General features: G+C 65.7%; 11 protein-coding genes. 8 read left to right on the top strand and 3 right to left on the bottom strand.

The window, feature by feature from the left end; all coding sequences use genetic code 11:
* The first annotated feature begins 42 nt into the window (after positions 1 to 42).
* Genes tldD through ACL58G_RS29840 form a run of 3 tightly spaced genes read left to right on the top strand, consistent with a single transcriptional unit; the run spans position 43 to position 2,557 of the window.
* Positions 43 to 1,503: a metalloprotease TldD gene (gene tldD, locus ACL58G_RS29850; RefSeq protein WP_056123277.1), complete on the top strand. Its 1,461-nt coding sequence runs from the start codon at positions 43 to 45 to the stop codon at positions 1,501 to 1,503.
* A gap of 35 nt (positions 1,504 to 1,538) precedes the next feature.
* Positions 1,539 to 2,321 carry a hypothetical protein gene (locus ACL58G_RS29845; protein ID WP_440964065.1) on the top strand — a complete coding sequence of 261 codons (783 nt, stop codon included), beginning with the start codon at positions 1,539 to 1,541 and terminating at the stop codon, positions 2,319 to 2,321.
* 41 nt (positions 2,322 to 2,362) lie between these two features.
* The gene (locus ACL58G_RS29840; RefSeq protein ID WP_440964064.1) at positions 2,363 to 2,557 is read left to right on the top strand and encodes a hypothetical protein; all 195 of its coding nucleotides are present in this window, start codon (positions 2,363 to 2,365) and stop codon (positions 2,555 to 2,557) included.
* Between the two features lie 47 nt (positions 2,558 to 2,604).
* Here the strand turns inward: ACL58G_RS29840 and ACL58G_RS29835 are convergent, their stop codons facing one another.
* A complete protein-coding gene (locus ACL58G_RS29835; RefSeq protein WP_440964063.1) occupies positions 2,605 to 5,469 on the bottom strand; it encodes a TonB-dependent receptor in 2,865 nt (954 codons plus the stop codon).
* A 437-nt stretch (positions 5,470 to 5,906) separates the two neighbouring features.
* Between ACL58G_RS29835 and aroG the strand changes: the two genes are divergently transcribed.
* Positions 5,907 to 6,968 carry a 3-deoxy-7-phosphoheptulonate synthase AroG gene (gene aroG / locus ACL58G_RS29830; RefSeq protein WP_056123286.1) on the top strand — a complete coding sequence of 354 codons (1,062 nt, stop codon included), beginning with the start codon at positions 5,907 to 5,909 and terminating at the stop codon, positions 6,966 to 6,968.
* 80 nt (positions 6,969 to 7,048) lie between these two features.
* Positions 7,049 to 8,335 carry an aspartyl/asparaginyl beta-hydroxylase domain-containing protein gene (locus tag ACL58G_RS29825; protein WP_413387058.1) on the top strand — a complete coding sequence of 429 codons (1,287 nt, stop codon included), beginning with the start codon at positions 7,049 to 7,051 and terminating at the stop codon, positions 8,333 to 8,335.
* 70 nt (positions 8,336 to 8,405) lie between these two features.
* Here the strand turns inward: ACL58G_RS29825 and ACL58G_RS29820 are convergent, their stop codons facing one another.
* Together ACL58G_RS29820 and ACL58G_RS29815 are read right to left on the bottom strand one after the other, a co-directional pair.
* Entirely contained in the window at positions 8,406 to 11,261 is a 2,856-nt protein-coding gene (locus ACL58G_RS29820; RefSeq protein ID WP_440964062.1) for a TonB-dependent receptor domain-containing protein, read from the bottom strand.
* A gap of 430 nt (positions 11,262 to 11,691) precedes the next feature.
* On the bottom strand, positions 11,692 to 12,039 hold the full coding sequence (locus ACL58G_RS29815) for a hypothetical protein (RefSeq protein WP_413387060.1): 348 nt from the start codon (positions 12,037 to 12,039) through the stop codon (positions 11,692 to 11,694).
* 105 nt (positions 12,040 to 12,144) lie between these two features.
* Here ACL58G_RS29815 and ACL58G_RS29810 point away from each other — a divergent pair, with 105 nt between their 5' ends.
* From ACL58G_RS29810 to ACL58G_RS29800, 3 genes are read left to right on the top strand one after another with little or no spacing between them, the layout of a single operon-like run.
* Complete coding sequence (locus ACL58G_RS29810) at positions 12,145 to 13,083, top strand: ABC transporter permease (protein ID WP_036235137.1); 939 nt, start codon at positions 12,145 to 12,147, stop codon at positions 13,081 to 13,083.
* Positions 13,080 to 14,105, top strand: a complete 1,026-nt coding sequence (locus tag ACL58G_RS29805) for an ABC transporter permease (protein WP_413387061.1) — start codon at positions 13,080 to 13,082, stop codon at positions 14,103 to 14,105. Before ACL58G_RS29810 ends, ACL58G_RS29805 begins: the two co-directional genes overlap by 4 nt.
* Positions 14,102 to 15,781 carry an ABC transporter ATP-binding protein gene (locus tag ACL58G_RS29800; RefSeq protein ID WP_413387062.1) on the top strand — a complete coding sequence of 560 codons (1,680 nt, stop codon included), beginning with the start codon at positions 14,102 to 14,104 and terminating at the stop codon, positions 15,779 to 15,781. The genes ACL58G_RS29805 and ACL58G_RS29800 overlap by 4 nt, the downstream gene beginning before the upstream one ends.
* The last annotated feature ends 97 nt before the right edge of the window (positions 15,782 to 15,878 follow it).

Below are 15,878 nucleotides of genomic sequence, written 5' to 3'. Positions count from 1 at the left end.
GTATGGCACAATGCCCCATCCCTATCAGAAAGACCTGACGCAATGACTCCATTCGAACCGAATCTCTCCTCCCTCGCTGTCGCGCGCGACGTCCTGTTGACGCCATTCGGCCTCGACGAAGGCAAGCTGATCACGACGCTGGGGACCATGTTCACGCACAAGGTCGACTATGCCGACCTGTATTTCCAGTTCACCAAGAGCGAGGGCTGGAGCCTGGAAGAGGGCATCGTCAAGAGCGGCAGTTTTTCGATCGACCAGGGCGTCGGCGTGCGCGCCGTGTCGGGCGACAAGACCGCTTTCGCTTACTCCGACGAAATTTCGCAGGCCGCCCTGCTGGACGCCGCCGCGGCCACGCGCACGATCGCGCGCGCGGGCGCCGGCCGCGTGAAGGTTGCAGCGAACGTCCAGCCGTCCGGCGGCCGCTCGCTGTACCTGCCGCACGACCCGCTGGCCTCGCTCGACGCCACCGCGAAAGTCGCGCTGCTGGAGCGTGTCGAAAAGATCGCACGTGCAAAAGATCCGCGCGTCGTGCAGGTGATGGCCGGCCTGGCCGGCGAGTACGACGTCGTGCTCGTCGTGCGCAGCGACGGCGTGCTGGCGGCCGACATCCGTCCGCTCGTACGCGTGTCCGTCACCGTCATCGCCGAGCAGAATGGCCGGCGCGAGATGGGCTCGTCCGGCGGCGGCGGCCGTTACGATTACAACTATTTCAGCGACGAACTGCTGGAGAAATACGCCAGCGAAGCCGTGCAGTCGGCTCTCGTGAACCTGGAAGCGCGTCCGGCCCCGGCCGGTCCGATGACCATCGTGCTCGGCCCGGGCTGGCCCGGCGTGCTGCTGCACGAAGCCGTCGGCCACGGCCTCGAAGGCGACTTCAACCGCAAAGGCTCGTCCGCGTATGCCGGCATGATCGGCCAGCGCGTCGCCGCGAAGGGCGTGACCGTCGTCGACGACGGCACGCTGCAGGACCGCCGCGGTTCGCTGAACATGGACGACGAGGGCAACCCGACCCAGTGCACGACCTTGATCGAAGACGGCATCCTGAAGGGCTATATCCAGGATACGATGAACGCGCGCCTGATGAAGATGCCGGTGACGGGCAATGCGCGCCGCGAATCGTTCGCCCACCTGCCGATGCCGCGCATGACGAACACGTACATGCTGGCCGGCGACAAGGACCCGGCCGAGATCCTGGCTTCGGTCAAGAACGGCCTGTATGCGGTGAACTTCGGCGGCGGCCAGGTCGACATCACGAACGGCAAATTCGTGTTCTCGGCCAGCGAGGCCTACATGATCGAGGACGGTAAAGTGACGTACCCGGTGAAGGGCGCGACCCTGATCGGCAACGGTCCGGACACGATGAACCGCATCTCGATGATCGGCAACGACATGCGCCTGGACTCGGGCGTGGGCGTGTGCGGCAAGGAAGGCCAGAGCGTCCCGGTGGGCGTGGGCCAGCCGACCTTGCGCATCGACGGCGTGACCGTCGGCGGTACGGCCTGACGTCAACCGCAGCGATGGCGAGTGCCTTTGCAAACATGACGCCCGCCCTGCGCGGGCGTTTGTTCATCCGGGCTGCCCTCGCCGTGCTCGTCGTGTCGATGCATCCGTGGTGCACCGCAGCCGACGCTCGCACGAGCGTTCCGACCCGATTTGGTCCGGTCGAGACGCGCACCGTCGCCGGTGCTGACGCGGACAGTTCCAACATCCTCTTTCGCGGCGCGCCGCTCGGCCAGGTCGACGGCGATGCCAACCTCGTCAAGCTCTCCGTACAGGATGACGCCGACTATGTGATTGCGGACGCCTTCCTGCCGGGCCTGCACTGCCATCACCGTTTCACCCTGCTACAAATTGGCCCCGGCGATGAGGCGACGATGTCGCAGCCGTTCGGCGATTGCATGACCCTGTTCGGCGCCCGTCGCGCGGGCGACAGACTGGTCATACAGTTGGCGCACGAGACGACGGCGCAGGTGCACGAGTTCGTCTGGATGCAGGACCGCATGAAGGAACTCACCAACGTGCTCACGCGCTGCGAAGCGGCCCAGCTGACGGCCGCCTCGCGCTGGCTTCCGGTGGCCGCCGGGCAGGCCGCGCGCGTCATCACCGGCACCGGCCGCGCCTGGTTCCACACCGCGCCGCTGGACGAGTGCAAGCTTCCGCAGCTGTTCGTCATTCCCGGCGACGTGCTGACCGTCCTCCACACGTACGGCGACTATGCGGACGTCGCGTACCGCAATCCGCGCACGGGCCGCGAGGCGAGCGGCTGGATCAGGGTCGAGCGGCTTGCGCCGATGCGGACGCCACCGGATGCGCCCTTGTGACACACTGGCTCCGACCGATTAACCATCGCAAGGAGCGCAACATGGCCAACGATCAAGCACAGTCCCCGCAGACCAACGCACAGCAGGGGCAACCACCCGCGCAGCCGCAGGCTCAGCAAGATGCGCAGCAGCCCTCCGACTTCGACGGCCTCGAAGGCAAGAAGCCGGAGGAGCTGACGCCGGAAGAGCTGCGGCTGATGGCTGACACGATGCCTGGCGAAGGACCCGGTGACTAGGAAATTGGGCCCCGGCCTTCGCCGGGGCGACGTTCCTTGGCCATGTTTTAGAACGAGTAGCGCGCCCCCAGCGTATAAAAGCGGCCACGCGCACCCTCGTAGTCGAGCGGGTTGTACGCCTGCGCGCCGTAGGTCAGCGGGTCGAGCGGCGCGATCTTGTCGAACAGGTTCTGGACCGAGCCGAACAATTCCCAGCGCTGCTGCGGCTTCCAGCGCACCACCAGGTCGACCGTCGTGAACGACGCCAGTTCGCAACCGTTCGGAGCGTCGGCGCCGTTGGCAAAGGTCACGGCGCAACCGCTCGGGTCGCCCCGGAAGAAGCGGTTTTCCAGCACGCCGCGGTAGTTCACGTTGGCCGATACGCGCAGGTTGTTGCGGTCCCAGCCGAAGCGCATGTTGACACGGTCGGCCGGCGTGCCCGTGCAGTTCGTCACGTCGCAGTTGCCGTGCGTGCCCGCGAATTCGCGCGACGTACCGTCCCGTTCGGTGCGCAGCCATTCGAAGATGTGCGTGTACTTCACGTCGAACGTGGCATTGCCCCAGGCCTCCGGCAGGCGGTGGTTGTAGCGCGCATCCACGTCGAGGCCGCGCACCTTGCTTTGGGCGGAGTTGACGTAGCGGGTCAGCACGGCCGTGATCTGGCCCGGGTCGCCCGGGATGCCGCTCACGCTGCCCGGGTCGCGCGCCACGCTGCCGGCAGCGATGGCGGCGTCCACCTGTTCCTGGTTGATCTCGTTCTTGCGCTTGATCTTCCAGTAGTCCACGGAGATGCTCGTGCGCGGCAGCGGGTCCCAGATGACGCCCAGCGTATAGCTCTTCGACCGTTCCGGCGACAGGTTCGGGTTGGGCGACGTGATCAGCGCCACCGATGCCGGGTTGCAGGCGTTCGTCACGCCCAGGGCGCAGCGCACGGGGTCGGCCGCGGTGGAGAACGCGGCCAGGCCGCCGACGCCGTTCTCGGCCGGACTCGGCGCGCGGAAGCCCCGCGCGAACGTGCCGCGCAGCGCAAATTCGCGCACCGGCGTCCACTTCAGGCCGAACTTCGGCGTGTACGAACTGCCGACGTCGGTGAAGTGGTCGTAGCGCAGGGCCGCCGACGCTTCCACGTTGAACGGCAGGGGCGCGAGGCCTTCGCCGTACAGCGCGAACACGTTGCGGGCGCCGGAATACGCGGAATAGCCCAGGCCGATGACATTGCCCCGTTCCGTGCCGGTGGTGGGCAGCAGTTCCGTCATCTCGTGGCGGAACTCGGTGCCCAGCGCCAGGCCCAGGTTGCCGGCCAGCCAGGGAATGCCGCTGAATTCGCGCGTGGCCTTGAAGTCGATCTGGCCGATCTTCGTGTTGGCCCTGTTGCCGATGGTCGGCGACAGCGCGGCGTACACCGCGGGCGAATTCAGGCCCGCGTTCTCGGCGATGCGCCAGACGGTACCCAGCGGTAGCGCCGCATAGGCCGGGCTGTTCGCCGCCGCCGTCGCGATGTTGGCGGGGGTGGGATCGAGCAGGGCGAAGGCGACGTCGCGCTGCAGGAAGCCGTTCTGGTTGTTGTTGACGTGGTTGTGCGAGAACAGCAGGGACGAGTCCCAGTCCCAGCCGTAGTGCGTGCCCTTGGCGCCGCCGAGCCAGCGCAGGAAGTTGGAATCGATGCTGGACTTGCGCGGCCCGACATCGGCAGCCAGGTAGCGGATCCGCGCGGCCGTGCCGAAATACGGGTTGTCCGGATGGTTCGCACCGAGCTGGACGACGGCATTGTTCACGGGCCCGCCCGGGAAGCCCACGGAGGCGCTGACGGAGGAGGGCGTCGTGGCGGTGTCCGTCTGGCTCGTGTACCAGTTGAACTCGCTGTACAGCTGGAGCGCCGGGTCCAGCTGCATCGTGCCGCGCAGGAAGAAGCTCAGGTTTTCCTGCTTCGGCTCGATCTGGTTGTACTGCATCGAGGCGTCGATCAGGCAGCCGCCGCCGGGATCGCCCTGCGGGTGGCTCGTGAAGTTGGAGCAGGCCGCGCCGGGGAAGGTGCGGGCGAAGCCGGGACCGGCCAGGTTGCCGCGGTTGTAGTAATTGGTCGGATCGGCCGGATTGCGCACGTTGCCGTTGATGGCATTGCCGGCCGTGCCGGTGCCGGGCAGGATGGCGCCGGTACCGCCGAGCGCCTGGTCGGCCGAATAGCCCCAGCGGCGCAGGTCGTTGCGGCCGATCCAGTCGCGGTCCGCGCGGTCGCGGTACCAGATCTCGTCGAACTTCTTGTACTCGATGCTGAACAGGACGTTGTAGCGGTCGGTGTCGAGGCTGCCGACGCCCTTGGTGAAGGCGACGTTCGTGCGCTTGCCGTCCCAGTCGTTGGTGGCGCCGCGCGAGAAGCGCACCGTGTTGCCCTGGAAGTCGCGGCGCAGGATGATGTTGACGACGCCGGCGATGGCGTCCGAACCGTAGATGGCGGAGGCGCCGTCCTTCAGCACCTCGACGCGCTCGACGGCATCCGTCGGGATCACGTTCAGGTCCGTGAACTGCTTCTGGCCATCGTCGGCGAGGCCGTACGGGGCCATGCGGCGGCCGTTCAGCAGCACCAGGGTGGACGCCGCGCCCAGGCCGCGCAGCGAGATGCCCGAGGCGCCGGCGGCGAAGCCGTTGCCGAAGGTGGTGGGCACGGAGCCCTGGTTGTCGACGGCCAGCGTCTGCAACAGCTCGGCCACGGTGGCCTTGCCGGAACGCTCGATGTCGGCGCGGTTGACGGTGATCACGGAGGACGCCGTTTCGGCCTCGGAGCGGCGGATGTTCGAGCCGGTGATCTCGACGCGCGGGACGGGTTTCGGTGCGACTTCCTGGGCCGGCGCCGGCAGCGCGAGGATCGTGAGGCCGATGGCGCCCCCGCCCGCGAACAGGCGTCGGATCGTTCGGGATATCGGGGTTTCAGTCATGTCCAGACTCCAATGCGATGAGGGATGGTCGACCCGGTGCGCATCAATCCGGGGCTCGTTGCGACTTTTGCATCTTGCATAAAGGGGCAACTGACATCTCTCAAGCGTGTCCGGCACGGCGGAAAAGATGTCGGGTTGATGCAACCGATCGCCTGTATAGGCAACCGTAACCGACAGATCACAGGCCAAATAAAGTCTTGCCAACGTCGCAGCAATGTTGTTATAGTCAATCGACTACTTCGGAATCTCTCCATGCGCCACGCCGTTTTCTTTACCTTTTATTTTTGGTTTAGCCATTCCAGCCCGACGGCGGTGGAGTAGCGGCAGGTTCACGCAGCAACAGAACAGAGTCCGACACAAGAATCCAAAAGACCGCCGAGCTGGCGGTCTTTTTTTTACGCCCCAGAATTTAACCAGATCAAGAACGGAGAACTGCAATGCCTCGCACCGACGACTTACGCATCCGCGAAATGAAGGAACTGACGCCGCCCTCGCACCTGATCCGCGAATTCCCGGTGACCCCGGAAGCGGAACAGGTCGCGTCGCAGGCGCGCATGGCGCTGCATCGCATCCTGCATGGGCAGGACGACCGCCTGATGGTCGTGATCGGCCCGTGCTCGATCCACGATCCGAACGCCGCGATGGAATATGCCCGCCGCCTCGTCGAGCAGCGCCACCGCTTCGCCGGCGAGCTGGAAGTGATCATGCGCGTGTACTTCGAGAAGCCGCGCACGACGGTCGGCTGGAAGGGCATGATCAACGACCCGTACATGGACAACAGCTTCCGCATCAACGACGGCCTGCGCATGGCGCGCGAACTGCTGCGCGACATCAATGAACTGGGCCTGCCGGCCGGCACCGAATTCCTCGACGTGATCAGCCCGCAGTACATCGCCGACCTGATCAGCTGGGGCGCGATCGGTGCGCGCACGACGGAATCGCAGGTGCACCGCGAGCTGGCGTCCGGCCTGTCGTGCCCGGTCGGCTTCAAGAACGGCACCGACGGCAACATCAAGATCGCGGCCGATGCGATCAAGGCCGCGTCGCAGCCGCACCACTTCCTGTCCGTGACGAAGGGTGGCCACTCGGCGATCGTGTCGACCGCGGGCAACGAGGACTGCCACATCATCCTGCGCGGCGGCAAGGCGCCGAACTACGACGCCGCCAGCGTCGAGGACGCCTGCAAGCAGCTCGCCGCCAACGGCCTCGCGAGCCGCCTGATGATCGACGCGTCGCACGCCAACAGCAGCAAGAACCCGCAGAACCAGGTACCCGTGTGCGCGGACATCGGCAGCCAGATCGCGGCGGGCGATACGCGCATCGTCGGTGTGATGGTCGAGTCGCACCTCGTCGGCGGCCGCCAGGACCTCGTGCCGGGCAAGGAACTGACGTACGGCCAGTCCGTCACCGACGGCTGCATCGACTGGGAGACCAGCATCGCCGTGCTGGAAAACCTCGCGGCCAGCGTGCGCGCACGCCGGTTGCGCGACGACGCCTGAAGGGCGGCCAAATAAGTCTTGCCAACGGGAAGCAGCCATTCCAGAATCGGTATGTACATGGTCATACTTGAAGGAGCGGCATGGCTTCCAACGAAGGTGAAATCGCCGCCTGGGAACGCGCGGCCCAGGCGGCACTGAAGGGCGCCAATCCGCGCCTCGCGGCGCAGCTGTGGCAGCGCATCCTGGAACAGGTGCCGACGCACGGTCCGGCGCTGCTCGGCATGGCGCAGCTGCATTACCGGTCCGGCGCGCTGCCGGAGGCGCGGGCGCTGCTCGAGCGCCTCGTCGCCGCTGACGGACGCGACAAGCAGCAGTGGATCAACCTCGCCGTCGTTTGCATGGCCCAGCGCGACGAGGCGCGCGAGGAAGAGGCGATCCGCGGCGCGCTCGTGCTGGAGCCGACCGACCTCGTCGCGCTGATCCTGCGTGCCGGCTTGCTCACGCGCCAGGGCAAGCGCCACGCGGCCGCGCGCGCGCATGGCGCCGTCGCCGCGGTGGCGCCGCCGCTGCAGCAACTGCCGCCCGAACTGCGCCCGGCCGTGCAGGAAGCCATGGCCTACCGCGAACAGTACGACACCGATTTCGGCCGCTTCCTCGACGACCACATGGCACCCCTGTTGCGCGACCTGCGCGGGGAGCGCGTGCAGCGCTTCACGGAGTCGCTCGACATCATGCTGGGCCGCAAGCGCCGCTACGAGCCCCAGCCCGCGCTGTTCCACTTCCACGGCCTGGCGCCCATCACTTTCTTCGACCGCGCGGACTTTCCGTGGCTCGACGCGTTCGAGCGCGAACTTGACGCGATCCGCGCGGAATTCCTTGCCGCGCAGGCCGGCGCCGAAGGTTTTACGCCTTACATGCAGTATGGCGACGACCAGCCGCTGCGCCAGTGGGCCGAGCTGAACAACTCGCTGCGCTGGAGCGCCTTCCACCTCGTCGAAGCCGGCAAGGTCAACGACGCGAATGCGCGGCGCTGCCCGCGCACGATGGCGCTGCTGGCCGGGGCGCCGCAGCCGGACCAGCCGGGCCGCACGCCCGTCGCGATGTTTTCCGTGCTCAAGCCGAAGACGCGCATCCCGCCGCACTGCGGCGTCAGCAACGTCCGCCTCGTCACGCATGTGCCGCTCGTCGTGCCGGCGGGCTGCGGCTTCCGCGTCGGCAACGACGTGCGCGCGTGGGAGGAGGGGAAGGCATGGGTGTTCGACGACACGATCGAGCACGAGGCGTGGAACGACAGCGATTCTCCCCGCGCGATCCTGATGTTCGACATCTGGCATCCGCATCTGACGGGGCCGGAACGTGCCCTCGTGACGGCGATGAGCGACGGCATGAACGCGTTTTCGGCGGACGAAGGCAGCTTCGGGTTGTAATCTTCAAAAACAAAACCGCCGCCGGCCTCGCAGCCGGCGGCGGTTTTTTTACGGCGTCCGATTCAAGCGATCAGAAACGGTAGGTCACGTTGGCGTAGATGAAGCGGCCGTACGAATCGTAGATCTGCGGGAACGTGTTGCCGTTGCCGTAGGTACCCGTCACCGAGCTGGACGATGCGATCGGCGGATCCTTGTCCAGCAGGTTGTTGATGCCGAAGCTCACGGCCAGCTTGCGGTTGAAGCGGTACACGCCGTTCAGGTCGAAGTAGCTGCGCGAAGCCAGGTACGCGTCGCGTTGCGTGTCCAGTTCGCCAGCCAGCTGCGGGTTCCCGGCGAGCATGTCGTTCTTCAGGCGGTCGATGTAGCGCCAGGTGAGCGATAGGTCCAGGTTGTATGGGCTCGACCAGGTCGTGCGCAGCTTGTGGCGCCATTTCGGGGTCGGGGTGCCGCAGGTCGCGCCGTACAGGCCCGTGCAGTCGTAGCTGCCGTTGCCCGGCAGGTTTTCCACGGTGTAGCTGTGCACGTAGGTGCCGTTCAGCGTGAAGTCCAGGTTGCCGTAGCTCTGCGGCAGGCGGGTGCGGTAGCTGGCGCCCACGTCCAGGCCCGACGTGCCCTGCGAACCGATGTTCGTGGTGCCGGCTTCGACGTAGCCGTTCGGGGTCAGCCACAGCGAACCGAGCTGGTCGCGGTGGATCAGGCCGCAATACAGCGGGTTGCCGGTCGTCAGGCACTGGGTGTACACGCTCTGGGCGTTGACGGCCTGGATCGCGTCCTTGATCTTCAGCTTGAACGCGTCCAGCGTGATGGTCAGGTTCTTGATCGGGTCGATCACGATACCGACCGTGTACGTGTTGGCGGTTTCCGGCTTGACGCCCGGGTTGCCGCCGGTACGGCCGTTGTACTGGTTGGTCGAGTTTTCCGGCACCTTGCCGTACAGCGAAGCCGGCAGGCCCGTGTTGGCGCACTGCGCCTGCGTGGCTTTCGGGGTCTCGCCGCCGCACGGGTCGTCGTTCGGACCGGCCAGCACCACGGCTTGCGGCGTGTACAGTTCATAGATGTTCGGTGCGCGGACGGCACGCTGGGCCGAACCGCGGACGCGCACCTGGTCGATCGGCTGCCAGTCGAGGCCCAGGCCGAACGTGTTGGTCTTGGCATCCGTGCTGTACTGCGAACGGCGGTACGAACCGGACAGGTCCATGTGCTTCGAGAAGGCCATGTTGTCCAGCAGCGGCAGCTTGAATTCGCCGAAGGCTTCCTTCACGTTGTACGAACCCGCGACGGCCGGGGAGGCGCCGCCGGCACCGGACAGGTCGCCGGTCTGGTTTTCGTAGTCGGGCTCGAATGCCAGTTTTTCGACGCGCTGCTCGTAGCCGAACGACACGCCGGCGCCGCTTTCGGCGGTCGGCAGCTTCAGGCCGAAGCGGGTCAGGTCGGTGCCGATGTTCAGGCCGAACACGGATTGCTGGGTGAAGCCGCCGTTCGAGCCGGTGGCGTTCAGGTAGTCCAGCGCGGCCTGGTTGACGCCGCCCTGCTTGTACAGGTTGTACGGCACGCAGGCGGTGTCGGAACCGTTGACGACGGAGCGGCACACGGCCTTGCCCGTGGTCGGATCGGCGACGACGTCCAGCGCGTTGGCGATCAGGCGGCTCGAGAAGTAGCCGGTCGCACGGTCGCTGTGATTGACGCGCGCGAACTGGCCGAACACGTCGTACGACCAGTCCCCGACCATGCCCTTCACGCCCAGCACTTCGCGGAACGAGGAGTCGGTGATGCTGGTGGAACGCGGGCCGCCTTCGACGTTACGCTTGCCGACCGAGACGGTGGCGGTGTCGCCCGGCTTCTTGAGGCCCAGCGCGGTGCGCCATGCATCGTTCAGCAGCGGGTTTTCGTAGGCGATGGTCGCCTGCTGGCCGTAGAAGATGCCGCCCGGCGCGATCTGCGCGTCGGTCGTGTAGTTGTGGAAGCTGAATTCGCTGTAGATGCGCGCGTTCTCGTTGATGTCGAGGTGCACCATCGAGTTGATGTTGTACTCGTCCGACGGACGCTGGAAGAAGTTCAGCGGGCCGAAGTTGTAGGCGTCGGTGGCCGACACGTACTTGCGCGGATTGCCGTTCGCATCCGGGGTGAACGAGCCGACGCGGGCGATCGAGGTGCCGGAACCGGAGCAGGCGAAGCCCGGATCGGACGCGCCCAGCGAGCAGGCCGAGAAATCGCGCTGCGATTGCAGCAGGGCGTCGGCGTGGCGGTGCGAGGCGAAGAACGTCGCGTTACCCTTGTTGTCGGCGAAGTTCGAGCCCATCAGGATGCTGAAGTCGTACTTCTTGGCGTCGAACGTGTGGTTGCCCGGCAGCGGGAACCCCTTCTGGTTGACGACGCCCTGGATCTCGTCGTTGTGCTGCTTGTGGTTGGCGCCGGAGATGTTGGCTTCCAGTTCCACGCCTTCGTAGTTGTCCTTCATGATGAAGTTGACGACGCCCGACACGGCGCCCGAGCCGTACACGGCGCCGGCGCCGCCGGTCAGCACGTCGACACGGCGGATCAGTTCACTCGGGATCTGGTTCAGGTCGGCCGCGACGCTGAGCACGCTGCCGGACGGCAGGCGCTTGCCGTTGACGAGCACCAGGGTACGCTGCGAGCCCATGCCGCGCAGGTCGACGGTGGCGGTACCGCTGGCGCCGTTCGAGATCGCGGCACCTTGCGAGGCGAACACCTGGGGCAGGTTGTTCAGCAGGTCTTCGGTATTGCGCACGCCATCGATCTTGATGTCCTTGGCGCTGAGGGTGGTGATGGGGCTGGAGCCTTCCGTATTCAGCGACGGAATGCGCGACCCCGTCACTTCCACGCGCTGCATCGACGCGGCGGGTGCCGCGGCAGTGTCCTGTGCGTGAGCGACGGACGCGCCGAGCGCCATGCCGCCGGCAAACATCAAACGTACCGATCGAGATAAAACTTTTTCCGACATCATTTGTCTTGAGTCCCTTCTGAGCTGGGCCGGTGCGGGCTACGCGCCGGCTCGCAGATCTTGTTATTGATCTACCCCCATCCTTTTGGGAGGGAATTTTTATTTGCTGCAAGACAATGAAATCATTGCTAATAAACAAAGTCAACGTGTAAATATGCATATATGCATAACCACTGTAAATATCACATTTTGTTCTCCGGATATTAAAAATACTCGAAAGAAATTTTGCTTTACATGTTGTATTTAGTTTTTTATTCGAAATTTCATTGATGCGTAATTACAACGTTCTGCCCCATATTGGTGCGGCAATGCACCAAAAACAAACGGGACAGTGAGTGCTCACTGTCCCGTTCGTCATCGTCCGTCGATCAGCCGGGGAACCGGCTGTGTGTCGTCAGAACTGGTAACGCACGCCGGCCTTGAAGAAGCGGCCGATGGCGCCGCCGGCATCCATCGGGTTGTAGCTCGTGCCGCCGTAGGTCAGCGGATCCTGCGGTGCGATCTTGCCGAACAGGTTCGTGATCGAGCCGTAGACCTGCAGTTGCTGCGTGACCTGGTAACGGGCCGACAGGTCGATGGTCGTGAACGACGCCAGGCGGCAGTTGTCCGGTGCCGGCGAGCCGTTCGCGTACTGCGAGGCGCACTTGTCGCCCGCGCAGTACACGTTCTGCATGTCGGCGCGGTAGTTCGCGGTCGCCGTCACGTTCAGGTCCTGGCGGTCCCAGGACAGTAAACACCACAACAGCCCATTCATTTGGTTATGGCCCCATGACATCTTTTCCCGGCAGGGGCGGCGCAATCTGGTCTATAGTTCCGAACGCGTTCGATGACTCACCCGGGAATCCCGATGTTTGCTTATATCCTGCGGCGCCTGTGGCAGATGCTGCCGACGATGGCCGGCGTCGTCGTGCTGGTGTTCGTGCTGTTCAACTGGGTCGGCGGCGACCCCTCGTACCTGTTGGCGGGCAAGATGGCCGACGCGCGCGCCATCGCCAACATCCGCGCCCAGCTGGGACTCGATGCGCCGTGGTACGTCCAGCTCGGCATCTTCGTGAAGCAGATCGTCACGTTCGACTTCGGCAACGCCTGGGCGACGGGCGAGCCCGTGTCGCACATCATCGCCAGCCGGCTGGGGCCGTCGCTGACGGTGCTCGTGCCGCTGACGGTGCTGGAGACCACGATCGGCATCGCGCTGGCGCTCGCCGTCGCCTTCGTGCGCGGCTCGCTGACGGACCGCGTCGTGATGGTCGCGTGCACGGTCGGCATGTCGATCTCGATCCTCGTCTACATCATCGTGTTCCAGTACGGTCTCGCCTATAAGCTCGGGCTGTTCCCCGTGCAGGGCTGGGGCGAGCATTTCACGGAAAACCTGCTGCGCTACGCCACCCTGCCGATCCTGATCGGCCTCACCGTGTCGCTGGCGCCGACATTGCGCCTGTTCCGCAGCTTCGTGCTGGATGAAGTGGGGCAGGACTACGTGCGCACGGCGCGCGCGAAAGGCTTGCCGGAGCGGCGCATCGTCTGGGTGCACGTGCTGCGCAACGCCGCCATCCCCATCATCACGTACGTCATGGCCAACCTGCCGGCGCTCTTGATCGGCGCCTTCCTGCTCGAGCGCTTCTTCGGCATCCCGGGCATCGGGCGCGAAGTGATCCTCGCCGTCGAGCGCAGCGACTTCCCCGTGATCAAGGCGATCACGGTCTACGTCGCCGCCGCCACGATGGTGTTCAACCTGCTGGCGGACCTGATGTACCAGGCCGTCGACCCGCGCGTGCAGCTCAAATGACGGGTCAAGAGCTTAGCCTTCCCGCAACTTCTGTCGGCCTGTGGGGTCTGGCCTGGCGCCGCCTGCGCGCCGACCGCGTCGCGATGGCCGCGCTGGCCGTCGTGGGCCTGTTCCTGTTGTCCGTCGTGCTGGCGGCGACGGGCCTCGTCGCGGCCGACTGGGAAGACGAGGTGGCCGTCAATTACGCGCCGCCTTCCTTCGTCGGCCCGGATCCGGCCCTCGCCGCGCTCGCGCAGCCGCCGCGGCCGGCGCCGCCGAATGCGTTCGATCCGCTCGCGGGCGACATCGCCGAGCTGCGGGCGCAACTGGCACGCCAGGGCCATGCCGCGCATGCGGCGAAACGCACCACGCTGCCGTTCGGCGCCGACAAATGGGGCCACGACATCGTGAGGAAGACGATCAAGGGCGGGCAAACGTCGATCGTCGTGGGCCTCGTCGCCGCGTTCGTCGCCGTCGCGCTGGGCACGCTGTTCGGCGCGCTGTCGGGCTTCTACGGCGGGCTCGTCGACGATTCGTTCAACTGGTTCTACAACGTGTTCACGGCGATCCCCTCGATCCTGATGATCCTCACCGTGGCCGCCGTGCTGCAGACGAAGGGCGTGCTGACGATCGTGCTGATCCTCGGCCTCACCGGCTGGACGGGGCCGTACCGCCTGATCCGCGCCGAGTACATCAAGCACAAGGCGCGGGAATACGTGATGGCGGCCGACGCGATCGGCGCGTCCGGCTGGCGCAAGATGTTCGTGCACATCTTCCCGAACGTGTCGCACGTGGCGCTCGTGCAGATGTCGATCCTCGTCGTCGGCTTCATCAAGGCCGAAGTGATCCTGTCGTTCCTCGGCTTCGGCGTGCCGGTGGGCGTCGTCTCGTGGGGCAGCATGCTGAATGAGGCGCAGAATGAGCTCATCCTCGGCAAATGGTGGCAACTGACGGCGGCCGCCGGCGCCATGGCCATCCTGGTCACGGCGTTCTCGCTGTTGGCCGATTCGCTGCGCGATGCGCTGGATCCGAAATTGAAATGAACCTGCTCGACGTCCACAATCTGCGCGTGTCCTTCCGGACCGATAAAAAGAACACGTTCGAGGCCGTGAAGGGCATCTCGTTCAGCCTGCCGCTCGATGCGACCGTCGCGCTGGTCGGCGAATCGGGCAGCGGCAAGTCCGTCAGCTCGCTCGCCGTGATGGGGCTGCTGCCGCCGGAGACGACGATCATCCACCCCGGCTCGTCGATCCGCTTCGAGGGCCGCGAGCTGCTCGACCTGCCGGTCGCGGAACGCCGGCGCCTGTGCGGCAAGGACATCGCGATGATCTTCCAGGAACCGATGTCGTCGCTGAATCCCGTGTTCACGGTCGGCTTCCAGATCGGTGAAGTGCTGCGCCTGCACCTCGGCATGGACAAGCGCCAGGCGCGCGCCCGCACGCTCGAACTGCTGGAGGAAGTGGGCATTCCCGATCCGGCGCACAAGATCGACGCCTACCCGAGCCAGATGTCGGGCGGCCAGCAGCAGCGCGTGATGATCGCGATGGCCATCGCGTGCGAACCGAAGCTGCTGATCGCGGACGAACCGACGACGGCACTGGACGTGACGATCCAGAAGCAGATCATGGAACTGATCGCGACCCTGCAGCAACGCCGCCGCATGGCCGTGCTGTTCATCACGCACGACCTGGGCCTGGTGGGCGAGATCGCGGACCGCGTGATCGTCATGCGCCACGGCGAGGTGCGGGAAGAGGGGCTTGCCACGCAGGTGCTGGGCGACCCGCGCGATGCGTACACGCGCGCGCTGCTGCACTGCCGCCCGCCGCTGGATGCGCGGCCCGTGCGGCTGCCCGTCATCGACGACTACCTGAGCGGACGCGCCCAGCCCGGCGACACGCTGCCCCAGCGCACGCGCGGCTATGCGCCGGGCGACGACCATATCCTCGTCGTAAACAATCTCGCCAAGACGTTTTATCTGCGCGAGGGCCTGTTCGGCAAGCGCGCATTCCAGGCCGTGAAGGACGTGTCGTTCACGCTCCCGCGCGGCAAGACGCTGGGCGTCGTGGGCGAATCGGGATCGGGCAAGACGACGGTCGGCCTCACGCTGCTGCGCCTGCACCGCGCGACCGGCGGCAGCGCGCTGTTCGACGGCCGCGATCTCGTCGCGATGAGCGATGCCGAGTTCCAGGCGTACAAGCGGCGCATCCAGATCGTGTTCCAGAATCCGTACGCGTCGCTGAATCCGCGCTTCACCGTCGGCCAGATCCTGCTGGAGCCGATGCGCATCCACCGCATCGGCGCGAACGATGCGGAGCGCACGGAACATGCGCGCCATCTGCTGCGGAGAGTGGGCCTCCCGGCGCAGGCATTCGACCGCTATCCGCACGAATTCTCCGGCGGCCAGCGACAACGCATCGCCATCGCGCGCTGCCTGACGATGAAGCCGGAGATCCTCGTGTGCGACGAATCCGTGTCCGCGCTCGACGTCTCGGTGCAGGCGCAGGTGCTGAACCTGCTGCAGGACCTGCAGGATGAGTACAGGATGAGCTACATCTTCATCTCGCACGATCTGTCCGTGGTGAAGTACATCTCGGACCGCGTGATGGTGATGCACCACGGTAGCGTCGTCGAGATGGCCGATGCGGACGAGCTCTACCGTAACCCGCAGCATCCGTACACGCAGCAATTGCTGGCCGCCATCCCGGGGTCAGAGCCCTGATTTTGGCAATTGCCCAAAATCGGGCTCTGACCCCTGTGTGCGGTGTTGCGCGCGGGCTGCGCGCGTTGCCGCTTTCGCCACGCCGGTGCCGGTTTTC

It is taken from the genome of Massilia sp. GER05 (assembly GCF_052056005.1).
Lineage (GTDB): Bacteria > Pseudomonadota > Gammaproteobacteria > Burkholderiales > Burkholderiaceae_D > Telluria > Telluria orientalis.
Note: the sequence above shows the minus strand (reverse complement) of the source record. Positions and strands in the feature narration are given on the sequence as shown.